14 protein-coding genes are annotated in these 15,840 nt (G+C 48.4%); 4 read left to right on the forward strand and 10 right to left on the reverse strand.

Translation table 11 applies throughout. The features are described 5' to 3' along the window. Positions 1–78 precede the first annotated feature (78 nt). The 7 genes from polA to dprA form a co-directional block, all read right to left on the reverse strand. Positions 79–2,844, reverse strand: coding sequence for a DNA polymerase I (gene polA / locus NJR55_RS01965; RefSeq protein ID WP_253617374.1), 2,766 nt, complete (start codon positions 2,842–2,844; stop codon positions 79–81). 399 nt (positions 2,845–3,243) lie between these two features. Beyond that, positions 3,244–4,083 (reverse strand): shikimate dehydrogenase, encoded by an 840-nt coding sequence (gene aroE / locus NJR55_RS01970; RefSeq protein WP_253617376.1) that lies wholly within the window; start codon positions 4,081–4,083, stop codon positions 3,244–3,246. After that, positions 4,080–4,994 (reverse strand): oxygen-dependent coproporphyrinogen oxidase, encoded by a 915-nt coding sequence (gene hemF / locus NJR55_RS01975; RefSeq protein WP_253617377.1) that lies wholly within the window; start codon positions 4,992–4,994, stop codon positions 4,080–4,082. Before hemF ends, aroE begins: the two co-directional genes overlap by 4 nt. Further along, positions 4,987–5,547 carry an L-threonylcarbamoyladenylate synthase type 1 TsaC gene (gene tsaC, locus NJR55_RS01980; protein ID WP_110012860.1) on the reverse strand — a complete coding sequence of 187 codons (561 nt, stop codon included), beginning with the start codon at positions 5,545–5,547 and terminating at the stop codon, positions 4,987–4,989. Before tsaC ends, hemF begins: the two co-directional genes overlap by 8 nt. Positions 5,548–5,574: 27 nt before the next feature. Beyond that, positions 5,575–6,087, reverse strand: coding sequence for a DNA topoisomerase family protein (locus NJR55_RS01985; RefSeq protein WP_253617379.1), 513 nt, complete (start codon positions 6,085–6,087; stop codon positions 5,575–5,577). Continuing rightward, complete coding sequence (locus NJR55_RS01990; protein WP_011233284.1) at positions 6,087–6,560, reverse strand: DUF494 family protein; 474 nt, start codon at positions 6,558–6,560, stop codon at positions 6,087–6,089. Before NJR55_RS01990 ends, NJR55_RS01985 begins: the two co-directional genes overlap by 1 nt. 3 nt (positions 6,561–6,563) lie before the next feature. Then, positions 6,564–7,601 carry a DNA-processing protein DprA gene (gene dprA / locus NJR55_RS01995; protein WP_253617381.1) on the reverse strand — a complete coding sequence of 346 codons (1,038 nt, stop codon included), beginning with the start codon at positions 7,599–7,601 and terminating at the stop codon, positions 6,564–6,566. 62 nt (positions 7,602–7,663) lie between these two features. On the opposite strand from dprA, the gene def reads away from it, so the two are divergent. The 4 genes from def to trkA are packed head-to-tail and all read left to right on the forward strand — an operon-like array spanning position 7,664 to position 11,836. Continuing rightward, complete coding sequence (def, locus tag NJR55_RS02000) at positions 7,664–8,188, forward strand: peptide deformylase (RefSeq protein ID WP_253617382.1); 525 nt, start codon at positions 7,664–7,666, stop codon at positions 8,186–8,188. After that, positions 8,188–9,138 (forward strand): methionyl-tRNA formyltransferase, encoded by a 951-nt coding sequence (gene fmt / locus NJR55_RS02005; RefSeq protein ID WP_253617383.1) that lies wholly within the window; start codon positions 8,188–8,190, stop codon positions 9,136–9,138. Before def ends, fmt begins: the two co-directional genes overlap by 1 nt. Next, positions 9,135–10,463: a 16S rRNA (cytosine(967)-C(5))-methyltransferase RsmB gene (rsmB, locus tag NJR55_RS02010; RefSeq protein WP_253617386.1), complete on the forward strand. Its 1,329-nt coding sequence runs from the start codon at positions 9,135–9,137 to the stop codon at positions 10,461–10,463. The genes fmt and rsmB overlap by 4 nt, the downstream gene beginning before the upstream one ends. Next, complete coding sequence (gene trkA / locus NJR55_RS02015) at positions 10,460–11,836, forward strand: Trk system potassium transporter TrkA (RefSeq protein ID WP_011233279.1); 1,377 nt, start codon at positions 10,460–10,462, stop codon at positions 11,834–11,836. The genes rsmB and trkA overlap by 4 nt, the downstream gene beginning before the upstream one ends. Here trkA and NJR55_RS02020 read toward each other — a convergent pair. Genes NJR55_RS02020 through NJR55_RS02030 form a run of 3 tightly spaced genes read right to left on the reverse strand, consistent with a single transcriptional unit; the run spans position 11,833 to position 15,762 of the window. Beyond that, the gene (locus NJR55_RS02020) at positions 11,833–12,450 is read right to left on the reverse strand and encodes a YigZ family protein (protein ID WP_253617388.1); all 618 of its coding nucleotides are present in this window, start codon (positions 12,448–12,450) and stop codon (positions 11,833–11,835) included. The genes trkA and NJR55_RS02020 overlap by 4 nt on opposite strands. Then, positions 12,443–13,801, reverse strand: coding sequence for a Xaa-Pro dipeptidase (gene pepQ / locus NJR55_RS02025; RefSeq protein ID WP_253617390.1), 1,359 nt, complete (start codon positions 13,799–13,801; stop codon positions 12,443–12,445). The genes NJR55_RS02020 and pepQ overlap by 8 nt, the downstream gene beginning before the upstream one ends. An 11-nt stretch (positions 13,802–13,812) precedes the next feature. After that, a complete protein-coding gene (locus NJR55_RS02030; protein ID WP_253617391.1) occupies positions 13,813–15,762 on the reverse strand; it encodes a transglycosylase SLT domain-containing protein in 1,950 nt (649 codons plus the stop codon). Positions 15,763–15,840 lie beyond the last annotated feature (78 nt).

Genomic DNA, 15,840 nt, shown 5'->3' on the forward strand with positions numbered 1-15,840 from the left:
ACAATTTTTTGAGGGAGGATTAATGCCCTCACTTGTTGTGACTAGACCCTTTATAAAAAGTTCAGACAATTCTTAAAATTAATGGGCTTCGTCCCAGTTATTACCTTTACCAGCTTCCGCTATTAAAGGCACATCAAGGCTTGCAGCCTTTTCCATTACTTCAGTTAATTGTTCAATATAATCCGTTAATTTTGACTCTTTTATTTCAAACACCAGTTCATCGTGAACTTGCATTAGCATTCGCACATCATCCTGACAGTTATTACTGTCAATCCAGTCAGCAACTTTCAGCATGGCTTTCTTAATGATGTCGGCTGCAGTGCCCTGCATTGGCGCATTAATAGCAGCACGTTCCGCCCCTTTTCTACGGGCTCCATTACTGGCTTTTATATCCGGCAAGGGTAAACGACGTCCAAACAAGGTTTTAACGTAGCCCTGCTCTTTTGCCTGTTTGCGAGTGTCTTCCATGTAACGCAGAACTCCAGGGAAGCGTTCAAAGTACTTGTCCATATAGTGCTGAGCTTCATGACGAGCAATACCCAGTTGCCGCGCAAGCCCAAATGCTGACATACCGTAAATTAGCCCGAAGTTCACCGCTTTTGCCTGGCGGCGCTGGTCATTAGTGACTTCATCAGCCTTACAGCCAAACACTTCGGCCGCTGTCGCACGGTGAATATCCAGTCCTTCAGCAAAAGCTTTAAGTAAAGATGCATCTTGCGACAAGTGAGCCATAATACGCAGTTCAATCTGACTGTAGTCGATAGCGACAATCTTGTAGCCTTGTTCAGGAATAAAAGCCTGACGCACTCTGCGCCCTTCGGCGGTGCGGATTGGGATATTCTGCAGGTTCGGGTCTGTTGAGGACAAACGTCCGGTTGCGGTAACCGCCTGCTGATACGAGGTGTGTACTCGTCCCGTATCGGGGTTAATCATCTTCGGCAACTTATCGGTATAGGTTGATTTAAGCTTCGACAGGCCACGGTGCTGCAGGATCACATCCGGCAAAGGATAGTCATGAGCCAGTTCGTGCAAAACTTCCTCAGCCGTTGACGGCGCGCCTTTTGGTGTTTTCTTCACAATTGGCAACTCAAGCTTTTCAAAGAATATGCGTTGCAGTTGTTTCGGTGAGCCCAGGTTGAACTCCTCGCCGGCAATTTCAAAAGCTTTTTTCTCCAGAGCATCGAGCTTTTCAGCAATTTCTTGGCTTTGTTTGCCAAGCAAGTTTGCGTCAATGCGTACACCGTATTGTTCCATATCGCACAAGACTGGTACTAACGGCACTTCAATGTCGGTCAGAACACTTTGCAGCTCGCTGCCGGTTTCTTTTACTTTATTCCAGAGCACATCATGCAGTCGGTACGTTATGTCGGCATCTTCAGCCGCGTAGGGCCAGGCCTGTTCTAAAGCAATCTGATTAAACGTCAGTTGCTTCGCGCCTTTACCTGCAATGTCTTCAAAACTTATGGTTTTATGGTTCAGGTAATGAAGGCTTAAGGTATCCATATCGTGCCGTGAACCAACGCTGTTAAACACGTAGGAGGCAAGCATGGTGTCATTTAAAATTCCCGCCAGGCGAATTTTATAGCGACGCAGAATATGCGAGTCGTACTTCAGGTTTTGCCCGACTTTTTGCGGCTTTTCAGCTTCAAGCAAAGGCTTTAACTGCTCCAGTAGCCAGTCTCGCCCAACCTGCTCCGGCGCTTCCATATAATCATGCCCGACAGGTATATATACAGCTTCACCCGGGGCCATCGCTAATGACACACCGACCAATTCAGCTTCCATATAATTAAGGCTGGTAGTCTCGGTGTCAAAAGCAAAGTAATCACTTTTCTTTAGTTGCGTTATGTAATCGCTGACCTCTTTTTCAGTCATCAATACACGGTACGCATCTCTGTTTATATCACTGGTCGGCTTTTCACCATCGGTTTCACCCAAAGCCTGATCCGTTGCCGCACCAGTTTCCATCAGCTCACCAAGCCACCGGCGGAATTCACAACGACTGTAAAGCTCCTGCAGTTTTTCACTGTCTGCCGTCTGTATATTCAACTCTTCCGGTTGTAAGTCCATTGCCACATCGAGCTTTATCGTTGCCAGCTCGCGCGACATCAGCAGCTGTTCTTTATATTCATTAAGCTTAGCCGGCATAGACTTCGCGCCACGGAAAGAGAGCTCAGTTACCGCATCCACATTTTCGTAAATAGCGTCAATGCTGGGAATACTTTGCAGCAGCGCCTGTGCTGTTTTCTCGCCCACTTTGGGCAGCCCGGGAATATTGTCCGAACTGTCACCCATAAGCGCTAAATAATCGATAATTTGGTTTGGCTTAACCCCAAACTTTTTCTCAACCCCTTCAGGGTCCATTAAAGTATCGGTCATAGTGTTAATTAGCATGACATGTTCATTGACCAGCTGAGCCATGTCTTTATCGCCGGTACTAATCAGCGTAAAGCGACCTTTCTCGCCAGCCTGTCGCGCCAGCGTGCCAATCACATCATCGGCTTCAACATCGTCAATGCAAAGCAGCGGTAAACCCATAGCCCGGACAATGTCATGCAAAGGTTTAATCTGACTTCGCAAATCGTCTGGCATAGGCGGACGGTTTGCTTTGTAGTCCTGGTAAATGTCGCTACGAAAAGTTTTGCCTTTGGCATCAAAAACTACCGCCATATGGCTCGGTTTATAGCGCTTTAGCAGGCTTCGAAGCATATTAACGACGCCGTAAATAGCTCCGGTCGGTTCACCTTTAGAGTTCGTTAAATGCGGCGGCGCATGAAAAGCGCGGAACAAATAAGAAGAACCATCGACAAGGATAAAAGGATTTTCTGGAACAGATATGGCCATAGTTAAGAACCTAAATTAAGCGTTACCTATAGGATGCCACAGAACGGCAATTCAGGCCACTGAACAGAGTGTGCATAACCTGTTAATAACTCTGTTAACAACGACTCATGCCACAGCCGGAAATTTAAATTTCCCCGTGTCCAAAATTTACTTAAGTTATTGATAGTATGGGATTTAAAACGGCAGGTTTCCCGAAATACCTAGTACTTTTTATTATTATGTTTCACTGTGGAAACTATTCTGCTCTTGTCCTGAAATGGAAGGAAATGCCTCAAAAGCAGGTCAGACAGATTACCATAAAATCAGCAATGATCTACTGACAAATTCAGTTTTTTTATAACCTTTTGTTCCTCATTTTTCTTTACTTATAAAAAGCAAAGAAAACCCCTTTTCAATCAATCAACTAGGAGCTCGCATTTCAGCCATAACAAATGCAGTATCGGGACGTTCGCCTTCCATCCAAAGTTGGTAAGATGATGCGGCCTGCTCAATCAACATACCAAACCCATCGCTGACATTTTTACAGCCGGCCTGCGTCAGTTGATCCATAAATACCGTTGGTTGGTCTGCATACATTAAGTCATAGCCAGAGGCATTTTCGGATAGCACCGAGGGGAGCGTTAAACGCTGCCCATTCAAGCTGCTGCTGGTTGCATTAATTAGCAGATCTATGGGCTCGTCAATTTCAGTCGCAGACGAACGTACCTGAATTCGGTTCGCTGCAACCAGTCCCAAGGTCTCTAGCTGAGACTTAAGCATTTCAGCTTTCTCTGCTGTTCGATTAATCAAATACAGACACCGCGGCTTTTGCTCCAGCAGAAGAGGTATTATGCCACGTGCTGAACCTCCGGCACCAAAAACAACAAGTGAACGCTCACTTACCTTAAATCCTTTGTTTTTAAGGTCAATAATCAAACCTTCTCCGTCAGTATTATCACCTAACAATTGACCATTGCCGTAGGGAATTAAGGTGTTCACCGCCCCCGCTAACCGCGCACGATCGGACAATTTAGTAACCAGCGATGCGGCCTGTTGTTTAAATGGCAAGGTAACATTGGCACCCTGCCCGCCATGGCGAAAAAATTCAGCAACCCGGCGGGGAAAATGCGCAGGCGTGGATAAATAGCGTTGATAGTTAATTGAGTCCTGCCGAGTCTGCGCAAACAACGCATGAATACGCGGAGACAGGCTATGCGCTATGGGGTTCCCGAATACGCCCAGGCTGGTCACGGATTTCATACTGACAGCCAGTCTCTGGGTTTTAAATAATACTCGGTAAGCTGCTCTTCCGCAGAACCCGGCTGAGCCTGCCAGTCGTATTCCCAGCGCGCCAGCGGTGGCATCGACATTAAAATAGATTCGGTTCTGCCACCGGTTTGCAGACCAAACAAAGTTCCCCTATCCCAGACCAGGTTAAACTCCACATAACGCCCGCGGCGATATAGCTGGAAGTCTCTTTGTTGCTGAGTATAAGCTAGGTTTTTGCGGCGCTCGACGATAGGCAGATAAGCTTTGGTGAAAGCATCTCCCACCGCCTTTATAACCGAAAAGCACTCTTCAAATGAACGGTCATTAAGGTCGTCAAAGAATATACCACCCACACCACGCGCTTCATCTCGATGCTTAAGGAAAAAGTAGTCATCGCACCAGGCTTTGTATTCCGGATAAAGCTTCTCATCCACGCTATCGAGCGCGTTTTTCGCCTGTTGATGCCATTCGATTATGTCTTCGTCAAAAGGGTAAAACGGCGTTAAATCAAAGCCGCCTCCAAACCACCAGACCGGTTCTTCACCCTCTTTTTGCGCAATGAAAAAACGCACATTCATGTGCACCGTGGGTATCATAGGGTTTTCCGGGTGCATCACCAGAGAAACGCCACAGGCATTAAAGTCGCGGCCTTCCAGCTCTGGTCGGTGTGCCGTTGCCGAGGCGGGCATCTTCTCGCCGTACACATGAGAAAAACCCACACCACCCTGTTCAAAAACCGCACCGTTTTTTATGATCCTCGAGCGACCACCGCCGCCTCCCGGCCGATCCCAGCTATCTTCCTGAAAGCTCTGCTCACCGTCCGCCTGCGCCAACTGCTGACAAATAGCATCCTGCAACGACATCAGGTAGCTTTTTACCTGCTTCAAGTAATCATTATGCATCGTCTCTGAGAACCTGATTATTTAGTGGGTTTATGATTCGAGTAGGGTTCGCTGCTCCACCGGTGCTTTCATCCATTATCCAGTCGACGCTGTCACCAAATTGCTGACGAACTTCTGCTGCAGTCCGGGCAGGTTCCTGACCGGTTAAATTAGCGCTGGTAGAGACTAAAGCATGGCCCAGTTCGCGGCACAGCGCTCTGGCAGGTTCATGCGCAGTCACGCGCACAGCTATGGTATCGCGGCCGCCCGTCAATAAGGTGGATACGCCCTTTCTTACCGGCAGAATTAATGTAACCGGCCCCGGCCAATGTGACAAAACGCTGAAACGTTTATCTTGCGCAATAGCGGAGTCTTCAACATAGGGAAGTAACTGACTGTAATCGGCGGCAATTAATATAAGACCTTTCTCGGCGGGTCGCTGTTTCAGGCTTAACAACCTCTGCACAGCAACCTCATTGCGAGGGTCGCATCCCAGTCCAAATACCGCCTCGGTCGGATAGGCAATAATGCCCGTTTTTATAGCGCTGTGCGCTGCTTCCCATGTATCTGCCATAATCTCTCCTCAACTCAATGAGTCAGATTATAACGCGTCCGACTTATAGTCGCATTGCTTTTGCGGGCAGACTTTGCGAATTCCGGCAGCGGTTTTCTTTTTCACCAGCAGCGGGTACTGGCATTTGGGACAGGCTTCATCGACCGGCGGCTGATTCACGGTAAATTCACATTTCGGATATTGGTCGCAAGCGTAGAATACAGTACCGCGTCGCGATGTTTTTTGGTGTAACTGGCCTTTGCCGCATTCAGGGCAGCGAATAGTCTCTTCTTCCTCAACGTTCGGCTCAGTAACGAACTCGCATTCCGGAAAACCACTGCAGCCAACAAATAAGCCATAACGACCGCTCTTTAACTGCAATTCTTTACCACACTCAGGACAGGGAACGCCGAGATCTTCGGGCTCAATTTCAGATTGCTCCCGAAGGCCTCGTTTATAATCGCAGTCCGGGTAACCGGTACAGCCTAAAAAGCTGTTATGCCCAACATGTTTAATAACCAGTGGTCGCTCACAACGGGGGCAGCGCTCATCTGATGACATTAATGCAGGGGTCCTTCAGCTTCCTCAAACAGCAAACCTTCCATTTGGTCGTACGCGGCTTCCTGGCCCGGAACATTAAACAGCACCATAAGTACAACCCATTTCAGGTCATCAAGAGTAAAGTTCGGTGTTTCTAATTCCATCACACGATCAATAACCACTTCTCGTGTAGCAAAATCAAGCACACCCAAGTTTTCCAGGTACATCAGAAAACCCCGACTCTGGCTGTCCAAGCGAGTCATCTCTGCCGCGGTATAAATACGGGTAGACTGCTGCGGGGCAACATCCAGATAAGACTTGGTTTCCATTTGCTGCAAATCTGCCAGGCGTTCTAGCCACGCCAAAGCCTTCTGGATTTCCTGATGACGGAAACCAGCCCGGGTAAGTTCATTGGTTAACTCATCGTGATCAACTACAACTTCCATTTCCGAATGAATGTAGTTTTCAAACAAGTACATGAGGATATCAAACATACTTTAGCGCCTCCCCACTTTGATATAACCGCCTGGTACGGCTGCCACTAGCCCTTCTAATTCGAGTAACACTACTTTCTCCATGACTTCAGCAACCTCGAGTCCGGACAATTGTACCATGTCATCAATTGTTCGTGGCTCTGAACTCAGACTAGCGAACAATCGATTGTTTGCCAAGCTTTCATCGCGACATTCTGTATCACCTTCTATGGCAACCTCGGTATCGTCAACCGAGAACCAGTCGAGAATGTCCTGCGGCGTATTAATTAACTTAGCGCCCTGTTGGATTAACCAGTGGCAGCCCTGATGCTCCGGCAACAACACCGACCCCGGAACCGCGCCAACTTCACGCCCTTCGTTCAACGCGTGTATTGCCGTTGAAAGCGAACCGCTTTTGCGTGCTGCTTCAACCACTACCACGGCCTGACTGATACCACTAATAATACGGTTACGGCGGGGAAAATGATCGATTCGCGCGGTCTGCCCGGGTGGAAATTCCGAAATCAGCAGCCCCTGATGCGCAATAAAATCCTGTAAAGCTTTGTTTCTTCTTGGGTAGTATTGATCGATGCCGGTACCTAAAACCGCTATGGTTTTTCCTTTATCGGCTGCGGTTTTATGTGCCTGAGCGTCAATGCCCATAGCCAGACCGCTAACCACCACAATACCCGCCGCCACTAAGCGCTCGCTAAACCAGTCAGCAATTTGTAAACCACTGTGAGTGGCTTTGCGACTACCAACAATAGCCACACTAACACCCTGCAGCAGCTCTTTACGCCCCCGGTAATAAAGTAACCAGGGCGGATTAGCTATGGTTTTTAACGCAGCTGGGTAATCTTCACTAAAGTAAGAAATAACGCCCTGATAGTCACTACGGCACCAGTTTTCAGCGGCGTTTAACCAACGCACCTCTACCGATTTTAACGATTGCCCCCATCGCTCAAAAATAGCTTCCCAGTTCTCACATTCCCGGGCAGCTTTCTGCACCTTGTTTGATGCGCGTGTCATCCCCATTAATACACATAATTCCTGTGTGTTCACAGACTGTCCTTGACCTACCAATTTAAGGTAAACTAAGGGTAGATGAAGAATTGGAGGTTCTAATGGCAAAAATGACGGTTCTGCAATATCCGGACGAACGTTTGCGCAAAGTCGCACAGAAGATTGAAAAGGTAGATGACAATATCCGCTCGGTTATCGACGATATGTTCGAAACCATGTACGAAGAACAAGGTGTAGGCCTAGCGGCAACCCAGGTTGATGTGCACAGACGGCTATTTGTTGCTGATTGCAGCGAAGATCAAAACGAGCCGCTGGTGTTCATTAACCCGGAAATTACTGAAGCAGAAGGCCACTTTAAAAACGACGAAGGCTGTCTGTCGTTTCCCGGCGTTTACGCAAAAGTTGAACGTGCCGAGAAAATTACCGTTACAGCACTGGATAAAAACGGTGAGCGTTTCAGCCGTTCCGCCGAAGGGCTACTGGCCATTTGTATTCAGCATGAGATTGACCACTTAGATGGTAAACTTTTTGTTGATTATTTATCGCCGCTGAAACGCGAACGCATTCGCAAAAAGCTTGAGAAAGAGCAACGTTTAGCCGAGAAGCAAGCGGCGGAAGCACAATAATGCGAATTGTCTTTGCCGGGACTCCGGACTTTGCAGCACAACACTTACAGCAATTGCTTGATGAATCTCATCAGGTAGTGGGCGTTTATACACAGCCCGACAGACCTGCAGGGCGAGGCAAAAAGCCACAACCCAGTGCGGTTAAAAAGCTCGCGCTTGAGCACCAGCTTCCGGTTTATCAGCCCGAGTCTTTAAAGTCAGATGAGGATCAGGCCGCACTAGCCGAGCTGAAACCTGACGTCATGGTTGTGGTGGCTTATGGCTTACTGCTTCCGCAAGCGGTATTGGATATTCCCGCAAAAGGATGCCTGAACGTGCACGGTTCTTTGTTGCCCCGCTGGCGAGGTGCCGCTCCAATTCAACGCGCGATATGGGCTGGCGATTTAGAATCTGGTGTCTGCATTATGCAAATGGAAGCCGGGCTGGATACCGGTCCGGTGCTGCACGAAGAGCGCTGCGCCATCACTCCGGACGAAACCTCGGCTTCGCTTTATCACAAGCTTGAAAGCCTGGGACCTAAGGCGTTAATTAAAGTATTAAAAGATCTCGACGGCTATCAGAGCCAGGCTAAGCCGCAAAGTGACGCCAATGCCACTTATGCGAAAAAGCTGACCAAGCAGGAAGGTAAAATAGACTGGACACAACCGGCGGCCTTTATCGAACGCTGCGTACGAGCGTTTAACCCCTGGCCAATGAGCTGGTGCCAGTCAGAACATTTAAAAGCCGGACAGAACACACTAAAAATTCACGCCGCTGAACTCATTCAGGGTGCCAGCAGTAAAGGTCCGGGCACGATTATTAATAGCACCCACGAAGGCATCGACGTGGTGACCGGGGACGGTATTTTACGTATCACTCAAGCGCAGATGCCGGGGAAAAAGGCTCAGCCAGCCAGTACATTGGTTAACGGCTATAGCAATGTCTTTAGCCCGGGACTGGAATTACAATGAGCCAGCAGAAAAAGTCAGAAAACGGCGGTCAGGGAGCAACTAGCCGGGCCGCCGCTGCAACCGCCCTCTTTCATGTATTAGAGAAAGGCGAGTCGCTTTCCGCGGCCTTACCCCACGCCACCGGCAAGCTCTCCGATGCAGATAAACGTCTTGCCAGTGCAATTAGCTACGGTGTTTTAAGAGTTCTGCCCAGCCTTAACAAGCTGGTTGGGGCTAAACTGGATAAGCCACTTAAAGGTAAGCTTAAAGTATTGCACTACTTGCTACTGGTAGGTGCCTATCAGCTTTATTGTCTGCGCATTAAAGACCACGCTGCCGTCAGCGCCACAGTAGAAGCGGCGCGTATTCTGGGCAAACGTAATCACAAAGGCCTGGTAAACGGTATACTGCGTCAATTGCTGCGCGAAGCGCCAACCGCAGATGAGTCGCAACAGCGAGAACTGCCTGTTGACGCGATGCAAAATCATCCGCGCTGGTTGTTTGATGCAATTCAGGCAGACCACCCGCAACAAGCCAGCGACATTCTTTTAGAGAACAACGCTCACCCGCCCATGTGGTTACGCGTGAACCGTCGTTTTTTCAATCGCGATGACTATTTAAGACAACTGGAAGACAGTGGTATTGCTGCCGAAGCCGACACCCTGGCTGGTGATGCGATTCGGCTGCATTCGCCTGTTCCGGTTGAAAGGCTTCCGGGATTTGACCGGGGACACGCATCAGTTCAGGACCGCTCGGCGCAGTTGGCTTCGGATTACCTGAACGTAAAGGCTTCTCACCGCGTACTCGATTGTTGCGCCGCTCCGGGAGGCAAACTGCTGCATTTACTAGAGCGAAACGACTTTGAGCAACCGGTTCAGGCTATTGATATCGATGCTAAACGTCTTGAGCGAGTGGACGAAAACCTGGAGCGCGCCGGTTTAAGTGCCATAGTTCATTGCGCCGATGTTGCTGCAACTGGTGACTGGTGGGACGGCGAGCAGTTTGACCGCATACTTTTGGATGCCCCATGTTCTGCAACAGGCGTAATACGCCGCCACCCTGATATTAAATGGCTGCGTCGCGCTGAGGACATTAATGAGCTCGCACAATTGCAAAACCAGATACTAAATTCGCTTTGGCCTTTACTTAAAAACGGCGGAGAACTCCTTTACGCAACCTGCTCTATTCTAAGCCAGGAAAACCAAACTCAAATTGAGTCTTTTCTAAAACAGCAATCGAGTGCTAGTCTGATACCTATTGATGAAAAGCAGAAAACTCTGCAACTACTCCCGGGTGAACATAACGGGGATGGTTTCTTTTACGCGAGATTGAAAAAAGTCGAATGAAAATTATCATACTCGGTGTTGGCCAGGTTGGCGGCACATTAGCGGAAAACCTGGTTGGCGAACGCAACGATATCACCATAGTTGATACCAATAACGATTTACTGGACGATTTGCAGGATAAGTATGATCTGCGAGTCGTCGTTGGTAACGGAGCCCATCCTGATGTCTTACGTCGCGCGGGTGCCGACGATGCCGACTTGCTTATTGCAGTAACCAGCAGCGACGAAACAAATATGATTGCCTGTCAGGTTGCTTACTCGATATTTAACACTCCAAAGAAAATCGCCAGAATTCGCTCTGAAGAATACATCCGCTATAAAGATCAGCTGTTTCATAATCAGGATGCGCCAGTTGACCACATCATTTCACCGGAACAACTGGTAACCAGCTATATTCGTCGGCTTATCGACTACCCCGGCGCTCTGCAAGTTATGGAGTTTGCCAACGGACGAGCCAGTTTGGTCGCGGTAAAGGCCTACTACGGCGGAAAGCTGGTTGGTCATGCTATCTCGACACTGCGGGAGCATATTCCCAATATCGACACCCGGGTTGCGGCTATTTATCGTCAGGGTAAGCCTATACGCCCTACCGGAACCACAATCATCGAAGCCGATGATGAAGTCTTCTTCATTGCCGACACCCGCCACATTAGTACCGTAATGCAGGAACTGCAAAAGCTGGAAGACAAGTACCGCAGAATAATGATTGTCGGTGGCGGGAACATTGGTGCCGGTCTGGCCAAACAACTGGAAGTTGATCACCGGGTTAAGCTAATTGAGCGCTCAGAAACCCGCGCAGAAGAGCTTTCACAAAGCCTTGAGCATACCTTAATTTTCCGCGGTGACGCGTCCGACCAAAAGTTGCTGGAAGAAGAGCACGTTGAAGATATCGACGTATTTATTGCGGTTACCAACGACGACGAAGCGAACATTATGTCAGCCATGCTGGCTAAACGCATGGGCGCCCGTAAAACCATGGTGCTCATTCAGCGTAGCGCGTACGTCGATTTGGTGCAGGGGGGCGAAATTGATATTGCCATTTCACCACAACGCGCCACCGTTTCAGCTCTACTAACTCACGTACGCCGTGGCGATATTGTTAACGTTTACTCACTGCGAAAAGGTGCCGCCGAAGCTATTGAGGCAATTGCACATGGTGATGAAGACACGTCCCGAGTGGTGGGTAAAGCCATTAAAGATATAAAGCTTCCGCCGGGAACCACTATTGGTGCGGTTGTTCGCGGACAAGAAGTGCTTATGGCGCACAGTGAAACCATTATTCACTCCGACGACCACGTTATTCTTTTCTTGCTGGATAAAAAGTACATTGATCAGGTTGAAAAAGTCTTCCAGCCAAGTGCGATGTTCTTCTAATCCAGCTCTTTTAACTGCACCCGGCCACGGGTGGCAGCTTGTAGCTTCTTCTGCAACGCCCCAACATTCACGGGGCGTAGCAACACCTTAAGCCGAACACTCTCTTCATACTCCGAAGATTCCATTTCAGCATTGGCCTCAAGCAAAAGCGGTTCAACATCGCCCTGATCGGTATAAGCAAAATTTAATTGAAAACGTTGTTTAAAAACCCGTTGCTCTCTTTCAAGCTCAGCTAGTGCGGCGACTATCGCGTCGGTATAGGCTCGCTGAAGTCCGCCAGTTCCTAGCTTCACTCCACCAAAATATCGTACAACTATAGCGGAAACCTCGCCTACACCACTATTTTTTAGCGCCATAAGCATAGGTCGCCCCGCCGTTCCCGAAGGCTCACCGTCGTCGCTATACGCCATACTCTGGCTGTCTTTAGGCGCTGAAAATAGCGACGCTGAACAATAGTGAGAGGCTTTTGGCCAACGTTTTTTTATAACAGCCAGAAACTCAGCGGCGCTATCGGCGTTTGGCGTATGTGCCAGGCACGCAATAAAGCGGCTGCCTTTAACTTCTATTTCGACTTCCGTTTCCGAAGCAGGAATGTCGTAATCCTGATCATGCAAGACGGGTAACCTTTTTCACGTAAGCATCTAAAGCAGTTTGGCGTGTAAGGTTATCATTTCGCTCCCGGTAAACCACAATATTATCCTCAACTCGCACGCCACCAAAGGGTTTAAACTCATCCACTCGGCGCCAGTTAATTAAATGCTTATTGCGTGAATTCGCGAGTTTCTGTAGCAACGGCTCAATAAAGTAGATTCCGGGTTCAATGGTATAAACCTGTCGCGGCTCTACGGTACGAGTGGTTTTTAACGTAAGGTGACCACTGGGAGGCGCTATTGGTGTGCCTCTTTCGTCAGCCTGCGCCGCGCCAACGTCGTGCACCTGCAAGCCCAAGGGGTGCCCTAAGCCATGCGGAAGGAATACGGTGGTTATGCCGTCTTCAATCATTTGCTCCGGGCTACAACTAACAAAACCAAAAGCAAAAAGTACATTAGCAATTTGTTCATGAGCGAGCTGATGCAATGACGGGAATTCAACGCCCGGCTTCATTTTATCAATTAAAGCCAATGTAATTTGGTCAAGCGCGGCTATCAACTCTTCGTACTCATTGTGTTGCTTAGACCAGGTGCGACTAATGTCGGCAGCATAACCGCAAACCTCGGCGCCAGCATCAACCAGCATCGACTTGAGTGAGCCAGAAACTTTTTTATCGGGCATCCAGTGATGCAAAACACTGGCGTTTTCATTTTGCCCAATAATGTGATTATAAGGCACTTCATTCTGCCCTTGCCGAGTCGCCGCCATATATTTCAGCAGACAATCAAACTCCGACTCGCCGTTAAAAAAGGCGTCAGCGGCCGCAACATGGCCTTCAGCCGCTATATGGTTTGCCTGAGTTAAACAGGCAATTTCGTAGTCAGTTTTAAACAAGCGATGATAATGAAAAAAGTGAAGCACAGGATCTGGGTTTATATTCTCAAAACCCAAAGCCTTGGCGACCTCAATATGTTCACCAAGGTAAGCCGCATTTTTCTTATCGTACGGAAGCAGTTTTTCAATAGCCTCAGGCGAACTGATGTGTTCCACGTGGAACTCTTCTAGCCAGGGAGCACCCTCGAGGCTTGCCGTCGTATGCCAAAAGTCGGGAGAACTTAATAAAACTAAAGTTGGTCGGGTGTTTGGCTTTAAAATAACCCAGGCATTAGGCAACTGGGTTTCCGGACACCAAGCCTTAAAGTGAGGATTAGCACGAAAAGGATAATTCATATCATCCAAAAACCAGCGCTTTTGCTGGCCCGAATGAATGGCAAGTAGATCTAAGTTTTCTCGTTTAAAAAGTCGTTCAGCACGAGTCTGAAGCTGCTTTATATGGTCAGGAAACAACGGCCACAAATCTGCTGTCGCAGTCATATTGGATCGCCTTATTCAGTATCAACAATTGTCATATCAACAACTTGCTCAAACAAATTATCCTCGTTACCACCCAACATCCTATAAATTTGCTGATAACTCAATACTGCTTTTACATAATCTCTGGTTTCGTGGTACGGAATAGTTTCAACCCACACATCGGCAGCAACAGGCTCATCAGGTAACCACTCTTTAACTCTATAGTAGCCTGCATTATAGCTTGCCGTAGCTAATAACCAATTATTCTCAAAACGGTGTTTCAACCGGCTTAAATAGTCAGTACCCAGACGTACATTGACGGCAGGGTCGTTCAAGCGTCGCCAACTATTATTTTTAGTGTCCAGTTGCTTTGCGGTACCAGGTAGAATTTGCATTAGCCCTCTGGCGCCCGCACTGGAATACGCGTCGTGCCGAAAGTTACTTTCCCTGCGCGTAACAGCTAAAGCCCAGCTCTCATCTATTCCTGCGGCCTGTGACGCCCGTCCTAATATATCTTTGTAGGCTAAGGGGAAACGAATGCCCACAGCGTCAAAGTGCCCTATTTGCGCTAACGTCCATATAGCCTGATCGTGCCATCCCCACTCGCTGGCGAGATACGCCGCAACTTTTTGCTCTTCGCCATCGAGCTGTGTTAGTAAATGGTTCCATTCGCGCCGGGCGTCGACCCAACGCTCCAATTGAATCAGTTCGTAGGCACGTTGCACGCTAGGATGATTACGAATTTGCTCGAGCTGAACAACACTGACTTCAAGTTTCTCTTGTTCAAGACTCACCGGCTTTTGCAATCTCGCAGCCGCCAGAAAACCGTAGTAATGTCGCTCATCTGATAAATCTTCATACAGCTCTTGTGCAGCCAAAGCATTACCGGTTACCTCCTGTGAGCGAGCCAGCCAGTAACGCCATTGGTTGCCCTGTCGAATGGCAACAGGCAGGCTTTGAATTGCGTCTCTCAGGCCTTCATAATCATTATCCTTTAGATAACTCGCCAGGCGCCACTGTAAAACTCGTTCATTTAATGCGTTGACCGGAACCCTGTCGTGCCACACACGGGCTTCGGGGTGAGAATTTAAGCTTAATGCAACAGCGAACTCTTCCGCGATACGCCCCTCTTGCTGTTCGGTAAACGGCAGTTGCGAACTGAGTTCTTTATAACTTCGCAGAGCAATGTTTTCATCACGCCAAACTAGCTTTGTTAAAGCATAGGTCACAATTTGCGCCTCTTTTCCGGGGTAGCGCCCTTTGTACCAGGAGCCGTCTTCAATGGCAGCCGGTGAATACCTCACTTTATGATAAAACTCCCCCAGATATTGCTGTAACTCGGGTAATAAGCCGGTTAAATACGGAAGTAGAGTAGGGTTGCCGTGCTCAGCGGCCAATTCCAATCGTTCCCACACTTTTTCTTCGGTGCGCCCACCCAATTCCGTCCATTCGTCCAAAATCGGATCACAAGCCGACGGAAGCGAAAACCCGTGCTTCCAGATAGCATCCACCTGACGTTTAAAAGGTCCGTCTCCCAAACCCGTTTTACGTTGCGACTCTATAAATTGACAACGATGAGTCAGAGTTCCTGGATGCCGGAAATCCCGAATAAAGCGTGAATATTCATTTTGTCCCGCCAGATAGGTAAGCCAGGGTTGTCTTAATTGCCAATCCAGGGGTGTCTTTTCATACTTTTCAAGAAAAGCCAGCACGCGGTCTTCATTAGCCAGATATCCAACTTGCTCAAGCCGGGCCAACTCCAGATACGGCACTAAAGGATAACCCTTCAGCTTTTGAAGTAGTAACTGATACTCGGCCAGACGACCGCGTTTAGCCGCGTACTCTGCTTTTCTGAATAGCTCACGCTGCTGCTCCCGTTGTTTTGTATCAACAGGTTCAGACTGAACCACACCACTGCTTAACAGGAACAACACGAAAAACAATGACGCACTGTAACGTATGATAAACGACTGCTTTTTCATTAATTCAAACGCATGTTTAAATAACCGTTGAAAAATTGGCGTATTCGCGCCAAACTCTCTCTACCTTAACCCAAAGCT

Source organism: Idiomarina rhizosphaerae (assembly GCF_024159085.1).
Taxonomy (GTDB): domain Bacteria; phylum Pseudomonadota; class Gammaproteobacteria; order Enterobacterales; family Alteromonadaceae; genus Idiomarina; species Idiomarina rhizosphaerae.